Origin of the sequence: Fretibacterium fastidiosum (genome assembly GCF_000210715.1) — a bacterium.
Classification (GTDB): Bacteria; Synergistota; Synergistia; order Synergistales; family Aminobacteriaceae; genus Fretibacterium; species Fretibacterium fastidiosum.
Map to the genome: position 1 here is coordinate 380,530 of NC_021038.1, position 7,481 is coordinate 388,010.

Here is a 7,481-nt window from a genome sequence, read left to right on the forward strand (position 1 = left end):
CAACTGGGCCCCGGACTTCGTCAACGGGTCCGCCCTTCAATACCAGCTGCTGCGGGGCCCCGCGGGGGTCGCCCTGGACCGCGGATTCGCCATGGAGAAGGAGTGGGGCATGGAGTTCGACGTCCAGGGCGCGGACTACTTCTCCCTTCCCCAGTCGCGGGCGGAGGAAGCGGAGCGCGTCTGTCTGTGGTTTCCGGCGGCGCCCGTCCGGGGCACGGCGCGGCGCGCCATGCTGTGCGCGGCGCCCCTCGTCGATTCGCGAGGCAGCGCGTTCGGCGTCTGCGGCTTCGACCTCACGGACCTGTACTTCAAGAGGACCAACGTCCCCGCTTCCAACATCTACGAGGGCGCCTTCTGTGCGCTGGTCCCCATCGACGAGACGGGGCTGAACCTGTCGGGAGGCCTCATGTCGTGGCGCTACTTCGTTGACGAGAGGCCGGACGGCGCGGGGGTGGGAAAGATCCTCCGCACGGGGAGCCGGGAGGGACTGACGGTGTATCAGTCCGAGGACGGCAGCGGCTTGGTGGGGGCCCACCGCACCTTGAGGGTGCAGCCTGCGAACCCGCCGGAGGGCGCCCGGGACTTCGCCTTCGCCCTCCTGGTGCCGAAGGAGAGCTACGACGCGGCGAGCCGCGCCCGAACCCTCCGGCTGGCCCTGCCCTTCGCCATCGCGGCGGGGGTTGGGGTCCTCCTCTCGCTCTGCCTCAGCCGGCTGTACCTGCGTCCCGTCCTGTCGGGTTGGGCCTCGGATGGCCCGATGGCGGCGAACGCTCAGTTGGACGAACTCGTCGAGCTCCTGAGCGCCCACTCGGACGACGCCCGGAAGACGGACGGGGCGATGGGCGCGGAGGAACGGGCCTTCAACGAGCGTGCGGGGACCCTCTCCCCCGCGGAGCGCGCCGTCTTCGACCTCTGCCTCCAGGGCTGTTCCGCGGGGGACGTGGCGTCCGCCCTCAACATCAGCCCCAACACGGTAAAGACCCACAACCGAAACATCTTCGCCAAGATGGGCGTCTCCTCCCAACGAGAGCTCCTCACCCTGTACATCGGCATCCTGAAGGCGCGCCGGCGAGCCGGACCGCCGCCCCCCATCGTTTGACCCTTGACCCAGACTCGAGGCTCACAGCGACCGGGCCCTGGGGCCTGGATTTTCCGGCTCATCCTTTTGGGTGAGCCGGAGGTCAACCCCTGTCAACGCTGAATTTTTGTTCGATTTTTTGATCTGCTGCCACAGCAGGGCTCCCGCGACGAATCCTGCGGGGGGGTGATGACGCCCTCCCGGCTTTGAGGTATCCTTCTGCCGTGCTGAAGTCTTGAGGGCGCACAAGCCCGGCGTTCTCGGGATGGGCCGCCCCTGCGGAGGGGGCGGCCGGAAGATCGAGAGGAGGCTGTTTCTGCATGACGGCGTTCAAGAGGGATCTGATGAGCTGGAGCCGCGACGACCTTCTTCTGATGGCGTTGACGGCGTACTTCGAGGGGATGGACCTGACGCGGCAGGAGCGCCGCGTGGCGGTCATGCTGGCGGAGTCCAAAAGCGCCAAAGAGATCTGTGCGACGATCTTCATCACGGAAAACACGTTGAAATATCACATTCGCAACATAAACCGCAAGCTGGGGATCAAGACCCGGCGGGAGATCCCCGCCCTCCTTGCGGCTCTGACCTCGGAGGCGGAGCGCAAGGGGTGGCTGCGGCGGCCCGCAAAGGTCGTCAGCCTCGCGGAGTTCCGCGCCAGGCGCGGCCTTCAGCCGGCAGCCCTGGTTTGATGATCGCGTGATCGCGTGAGGGGGGTGCGCGCTGCACCCCCCCTCGAGGTCGTTCGCCCCGCTACAGGGACTGCAGCAGCATGGCGTGCAGCTGGCGGCGCAGGTCCGACAGGTCCGGGGCTGGGTCCGCCGTCAGGGGGTTGACGAGCAGCGCCGCCGCGATCCTCCAGTCCGGGGTGAGCCAGAGGGAGGGGCCGGAGAGGCTCGCGTGCCCCACGCCCTTCGGAAAGACGTCGGAGAGGCTCCAGCCGAGGCCCCAGCCGCCGCCATGGTCCCTGAAGGCCTCCTCCACGGCCTTGTGTCGAAGCCACTCCCTGTCACCGGAGGAGCCGCCGTCCAGGTAGATACGTCCCAGCTTCAGCAGGGCGCGGGCGGAGGCGAAGATGCCGGCGTGTCCTGCGACGCCCTTGAAGAAGTAGAAGGCGTTGCCGTCGTTGGCCGTGCCGACGATGGGACGGTCCGCGGGGCGGAAGCCCTCGAAGGGGAGTCCCATGTCGGCGCACCGCTGCGCCTCGGCCCGGTTGCCGTTCTCCGTCTCGGCGCAGATGCCTGGGTCCACCGGCCCGTAGGTCGATGAGGCGCCGATTGCCGCGTTGAGGTCCGCCAGGGACTCCTTGAGCCCCGCGCATTTGGCCCGGACGACCTCCCCCAGGATCATGAAGTTGACGTCGCTGTGGACGGGGCCCTGAGCTGGGGGCTCCACGGACAGGACGTGCTCCAGGACGTCCCAGAAGCTCCCCTGCCGGGCGTAGAAGGGGTACCAGGCCGGGATGCCCGAAGCGTGGGTGAGCAGGTCCCGGACGGTGAGCCGCTCAAAGCGCGAGCGCGTGGCGGGGCCCAGGGGAGCGAAGGGCAGGAGCCTGTCGAGCCGCTCCTCCAGGGCGAGGCGGGCCAGCGCTTCCTGGTGCAGGATGGCCGTCGTCGTGTAGACCTCGGTGACGGAGCCCAGGTCAAAGAACGTCTCCAGGCCGCAGCCCATGGAGAGCTCTAGGATCGTTTTGCCGTTTTTCGAGACGGCGCAGACGGCCTTGGTGAAGCTCCCGCGCGCCCTGTAGGACTCAAGGAGAGCGCGAACGTCCTGCTTCAGATCCTTCATTTTGAGAGCAAACCCCCATTTCATGCGAATTTGACGCGAACGAACCCTTCGTTGGCGGTCCGCCTGTGCCCAGGCGAGCCGCTCCGCCATGCCATGCAGAACCCGTGGAGCCCGACCGCAGCGTCGAAGGGTCCCCCTTTTGTCGATGTCCAAAAGGCCCTTGGCCGCACGGGGAAAAGGCCCCTCTCCGGCGTGCCTGAGCCATCGCTTGCGCTCTGTATTTTAGCAGAAGCGGCGCGGTGTTTTTGCGCAAAAAGCGGCATGAATGGCGTCCAATGCCGTTTTTCGTCCGTCCCTCGTGTTAAAATAGGACGTAAGGCTATCGTGAACGTATGAGCGAGCCGCGCGTCGGCCCGACGCTCCGGGTTGTGCTGGAGAGTTTTTGGGAGGTCATTGATTTTATGTCGGAAGAGAAGATCGAGGGGCAGCGGGCGGGGGAGCGGATCCTTTCCCTACCGCTGGTGGGGGAGATCAAGGACAGCTACCTCAACTACGCGATGAGCGTCATCGTCGGCCGGGCCCTGCCGGACGTGCGCGACGGACTGAAGCCGGTACAGCGCAGGGTGCTCTACGCGATGTCCGAGTTGGGGCTCCGCCACAATTCCGCCTATAAAAAGTCCGCCCGCATCGTCGGAGAGACGATGGGTAAGTATCATCCTCATGGCGACAGCTCCATCTACGACACCATGGTGCGCTTGGCGCAGGACTGGAGCCTGCGGTACTGCCTGGTGGACGGGCAGGGCAACTTCGGGTCCGTGGACGGGGACCGGGCCGCGGCCATGCGTTACACGGAGGCCCGGCTTCACGAGCTGGGCGAGCTGATGCTGGCGGACATCGACGAGGACACCGTGGAGTGGGGGCCGAACTTCGACGAGTCCCTCAAGGAGCCCCTCTCCCTTCCCTCCGTCCTGCCCAACCTGCTGGTGAACGGGAGCACGGGCATCGCCGTCGGCATGGCGACGAACATCCCGCCCCACAACCTGCGGGAGGTGACGGACGTCCTCTGCTGGCTCCTCGAGGAGGGGATCAACCCGGCGGAGGCCAGCCTGGCGGACCTCATGGAGCGGCTGCCGGGACCGGACTTCCCCACGGGAGGCCAGATCCTGGGGCGGCAGGGCATCTACGACGCCTACAGGACGGGCCGCGGCAAGGTTATCGTCCGCGGCCGGATGCACGTGGAGGACGGCAGGCGCGGCAAGGTGAACGTCATCGTCACCGAGATCCCCTACGCGGTGAACAAGACCACGCTGATCGAGACGATGGTGAAGGCGGCCCAGGACAAGGTCATCGACGGGATTCAGGACATCCGCGACGAGTCGAACCGGGAGGGGATGCGGATCGTCCTGGAGCTGAGCCGGGACGCCAACCCGGACCTTGTGATGCGCCAGCTCTACAAGCGCACGCAGCTCCAGGCGACGTTCGGCGTCATCAACCTGGCCCTGGACCGGCAGACCCCAAGGCTCCTGCCCCTGGCGAGCATCCTGGGGCTCTTCCTGAGCTACCGGCGCGATGTGGTGCGCCGCAGGACCCAGTTCCGGCTGAACAAGGCCTCGGGCGCGGGCCCACATCGTCGAGGGGCTGCTGAGGGCGGTGGACCGGATCGACGAGGTGATCCGCCTCATCCGGGAGGCCGCGAACGACGACGTGGCGGAGCGGGGGCTGATCGACCGGTTTGGATTCTCCCAGCTTCAGGCCCAGGCGATTTTGGACATGCGCCTGCGCCGCCTCACGGGCTTGCAGCGCGAGAAACTGGAGGAGGAGATGCGCCAGCTTCAGGCGGACATCGCGTCCTACGAGAGGATTCTGGGGGATCCCCGGACGCTGGACGGGGTGATCCGGGACGAGCTGGCGGACCTGGGGAAGCGCTTCGGGGACGAGCGGAGGACGGAGATCCTGGACAGCTACCTGGAGACGCCGGACGAGCAGTTGATCCCGGAGAGTGACATCGTCGTGGTCCTCTCGAAGGACGGCCTGCTGAGGCGTCAGGACCTGGAGTCCTACGCGCTGCAGGGGCGCGGCGGCAAGGGGCGCAAGGGCGCGGCGGTGCGGGAGGACGACAGCGCCGCCATGGTCTGCGTCACCCACACCCACCGCGACCTCTACTTCTTCACGAACCGGGGCAGGGTCATGTCGCTGCGGGGCTTCGCCATCCCGGAAACCCGATCGGGAGGAAAGGGCCGGCAGATCGCCTCCCTCCTGCCCCTGGAGGACGGCGAGACGGTGGTGACGCTGGCCAGCGAGGAGGCGGGAGGGGAGAAGTGGCGGTACGCCTTCTTCCTCACGCGGTGCGCCATCGCGAAGCGCGTCCCCTTTTCCGAGCTCATGGACTCCAACCGGCCCCGCCGCGTCATCACCCTGGACGAGGGGGACGAGATTGCCCAGGTGCGCCTGACCCGGGGCAGGGACGACCTCCTGCTGATGACGGCGGGGGCGAAGGCCCTGCGCGTCCCGGAGGAGGAGTTTCGGCCCATGGGCCGCAGCGCAAGGGGCGTCCGCGCCATGAACCTTGCGGGGGACGACCACATCATCAGCTGCGACGTGGCGGGCGACGGCGAGGACGTCATGCTGCTGAGCGAGCGGGGGGTGGGGAAGCGCACGCGCTTTGACGAGTTCACGCCCCACCACCGGGCCACGGGCGGGATGCTGGCGATGAAGATATCGGAGAGGACGGGGCGCCTCGTGGCCTGCCACGCGGTGCACGAGCAGGACGAGATGATTGCCGTCACCGTCCGCGGGCGCATGATCCGGGTGGCGGTTCAGGAGATCCGGCTGCTCGGTCGTGCCGCCACGGGGGACATCACGGTGCGCCTCGACGAAGGGGACCTGGTGGCGGACTGCAGCGTCGTGCGCGCGGACGCGCTCCGGTCCGGTGAGCCGGAGGACGGCGAGACGCGCAGCCTGCCCTTTGAAGGCTCCGACCCGACGTAAGGAGTTTGCCATGAGGTTTGCCAGAGACGGGTTCTTCACGATTGCGGCCTCCGTCCTGCTGACGGCGTTTGCCGCCCTTTTCTCCCTCGCCCTGGGGGCGGCGATGGGGGCGTTCACGCTCTTCGTCCTTTGGTTCTTCCGCGACCCGGACCGCAGCACGCCGGATCGGGAAAACGCCTTTTTCTCCCCGGCGGACGGGCGCGTCGTTGAGATTTTGGAGGTCGAGCACCCCTTCACGGGGCCCGCCGTCCGGGTGGGGGTCTTCATGAACGTTTTCAGCGTCCACGTGAACCGGGCCCCCTGCGCGGGGCAGGTGGCTTTTCTGGACTACGTTCCGGGAAAGAAGGTCGCTGCCTTCGCCGCGAAGGCCTCCGAGGTCAACGAGCGCAACTTCGTCGGCCTCTCGACGCCCCGTGGTCCGGTCATGATGGTGCAGATCGCGGGACTGCTTGCGCGGCGCATCGTCTGTCGCCTGAAGCTGGGTGACGTCCTGGAGGCGGGGCAGCGCTATGGGATGATTCGCCTGGGGTCCAGAGTTGACATCTACCTTCCCAGGGAGGTAAGATTGACAGTCAAGATTGGAGATAAGGTGTATGCCGGAGTCTCCCTCATAGGAGAGGTGGAACGATGAGTTTCTTCAGGAGAAAACGAGGTTCGGCGCGCAAGCCGCTGGAGTTTCGACAGATCGCGCCCAATATGGTCACCAGCGGGAACCTGCTGTGCGGGGTGTTCTCGCTGATGCTGACGACGCAGGGGATGTTCGTCCCGGCGGCGTGGCTGGTCTTCTTCGCCGTGATCTTCGACGGCATGGACGGCAAGGTGGCCCGCATGCTGGGCGGCGGCTCCCAGTTCGGGCTTGAGTTCGACAGCCTGGCCGATCTGGTCAGCTTTGGCGTCGCGCCCTCTATCCTGATCTTTCAGACCTCCCTCCGCGGCTTTGGCGGCCTTCTGGGGGCGGCTGCGGCCTGCTTCTTCGCGCTGTGCACCGCGCTGAGGCTCGCGCGGTTCAACGTGGTCCACGTCCCCGGCCCCTTCCAGGGGCTGCCCGCTCCGGCGGGGGGGCTCTTCGTTTCCTCCTTCGTGCTGGCGGGCGCGGACCTGCCCGCAGGGGCGATGGCGGCGGTCCTGGCGCTGACGGGCTTCCTCATGATCTCCAGCATCCCCTACGCCAACCTCAAGAGGCTGACGAAGCGCAGCGCGGACCGGAGGAAGTGCCTCGCGCTCTCCTCGCTCCTGGTCCTCTCCTTCGCGTTCCTCAGGAACGCAGCCCCGCTCTTTCTCTTCTTTGCCTATGTCCTGAGCGGGCTCCTTCACTTCGACTGGGGACGCTGGCTGCTGCGCCCCGAGGCCCGAGACGAGGAGCCGCGCTCCCACGAGGCCCGCTAGCGGGGGCTACACGAGAGGGGCACCATTGCCGCTCATGCATGACTCCCCGTCCTCCCCGCTGTGAGGGGCGACTGAGGTGGATGACACCAACGAAACAAAGAAGGGGGCCGTCCGCCGGGACGGCCCCCTTCTTTATGCGTTGCACTTTATGCCATTGCGCTTGCAGTCATTGGCGCGTTACCCACTCGAGCACTCAAGTCAGAACGGCCAGGAGGGGAGGAACGCCGCCGGGTTGGGGAAGCGCTGGCCGATGAAGCCCAGGATCTGCGGTCCCCCAGAGGAGCGTCAGGTAACACCCCACCGCCAG

General features: G+C 67.0%; 6 protein-coding genes and 2 pseudogenes. 7 read left to right on the forward strand and 1 reads right to left on the reverse strand.

Going from position 1 to position 7,481, the window contains the following annotated elements; genetic code table 11:
* The coding region (locus tag SY1_RS01685) for a helix-turn-helix transcriptional regulator (RefSeq protein ID WP_208872565.1) at window positions 1–1,099 on the forward strand (1,099 nt) is incomplete at its 5' end.
* A 299-nt stretch (window positions 1,100–1,398) separates the two neighbouring features.
* Window positions 1,399–1,764, forward strand: a complete 366-nt coding sequence (locus SY1_RS01690; RefSeq protein ID WP_015555975.1) for a response regulator transcription factor — start codon at window positions 1,399–1,401, stop codon at window positions 1,762–1,764.
* 61 nt (window positions 1,765–1,825) lie between these two features.
* On the opposite strand, the gene SY1_RS01695 is transcribed toward SY1_RS01690, so the two are convergent.
* On the reverse strand, window positions 1,826–2,860 hold the full coding sequence (locus tag SY1_RS01695; protein WP_015555976.1) for a serine hydrolase domain-containing protein: 1,035 nt from the start codon (window positions 2,858–2,860) through the stop codon (window positions 1,826–1,828).
* Between the two features lie 575 nt (window positions 2,861–3,435).
* Here SY1_RS01695 and SY1_RS12630 point away from each other — a divergent pair.
* The 5 genes and pseudogenes from SY1_RS12630 to pssA all read left to right on the forward strand — a co-directional run.
* A pseudogene (locus tag SY1_RS12630) lies at window positions 3,436–4,353 on the forward strand (DNA gyrase subunit A); the annotation flags it as partial.
* Between the two features lie 115 nt (window positions 4,354–4,468).
* A pseudogene (locus tag SY1_RS12635) lies at window positions 4,469–4,648 on the forward strand (DNA gyrase subunit A); the annotation flags it as partial.
* Window positions 4,649–4,690: 42 nt separating this feature from the next.
* On the forward strand, window positions 4,691–5,788 hold the full coding sequence (locus tag SY1_RS12640) for a DNA gyrase C-terminal beta-propeller domain-containing protein (RefSeq protein ID WP_341524211.1): 1,098 nt from the start codon (window positions 4,691–4,693) through the stop codon (window positions 5,786–5,788).
* A 10-nt stretch (window positions 5,789–5,798) separates the two neighbouring features.
* Complete coding sequence (locus tag SY1_RS01705) at window positions 5,799–6,419, forward strand: phosphatidylserine decarboxylase family protein (RefSeq protein ID WP_015555978.1); 621 nt, start codon at window positions 5,799–5,801, stop codon at window positions 6,417–6,419.
* Window positions 6,416–7,174: a CDP-diacylglycerol--serine O-phosphatidyltransferase gene (gene pssA, locus SY1_RS01710; protein ID WP_015555979.1), complete on the forward strand. Its 759-nt coding sequence runs from the start codon at window positions 6,416–6,418 to the stop codon at window positions 7,172–7,174. Before SY1_RS01705 ends, pssA begins: the two co-directional genes overlap by 4 nt.
* The last annotated feature ends 307 nt before the right edge of the window (window positions 7,175–7,481 follow it).

Excerpts from the sequence above, each read along its gene's own strand:
- SY1_RS01690 (WP_015555975.1), top strand. The coding sequence starts at position 1,399 with ATGACGGCGTTCAAGAGGGATCTGATGAGCTGGAGCCGCGACGACCTT.
- SY1_RS01695 (WP_015555976.1), bottom strand. The coding sequence starts at position 2,860 with ATGAAGGATCTGAAGCAGGACGTTCGCGCTCTCCTTGAGTCCTACAGG.
- SY1_RS01705 (WP_015555978.1), top strand. The coding sequence starts at position 5,799 with ATGAGGTTTGCCAGAGACGGGTTCTTCACGATTGCGGCCTCCGTCCTG.
- pssA (WP_015555979.1), top strand. The coding sequence starts at position 6,416 with ATGAGTTTCTTCAGGAGAAAACGAGGTTCGGCGCGCAAGCCGCTGGAG.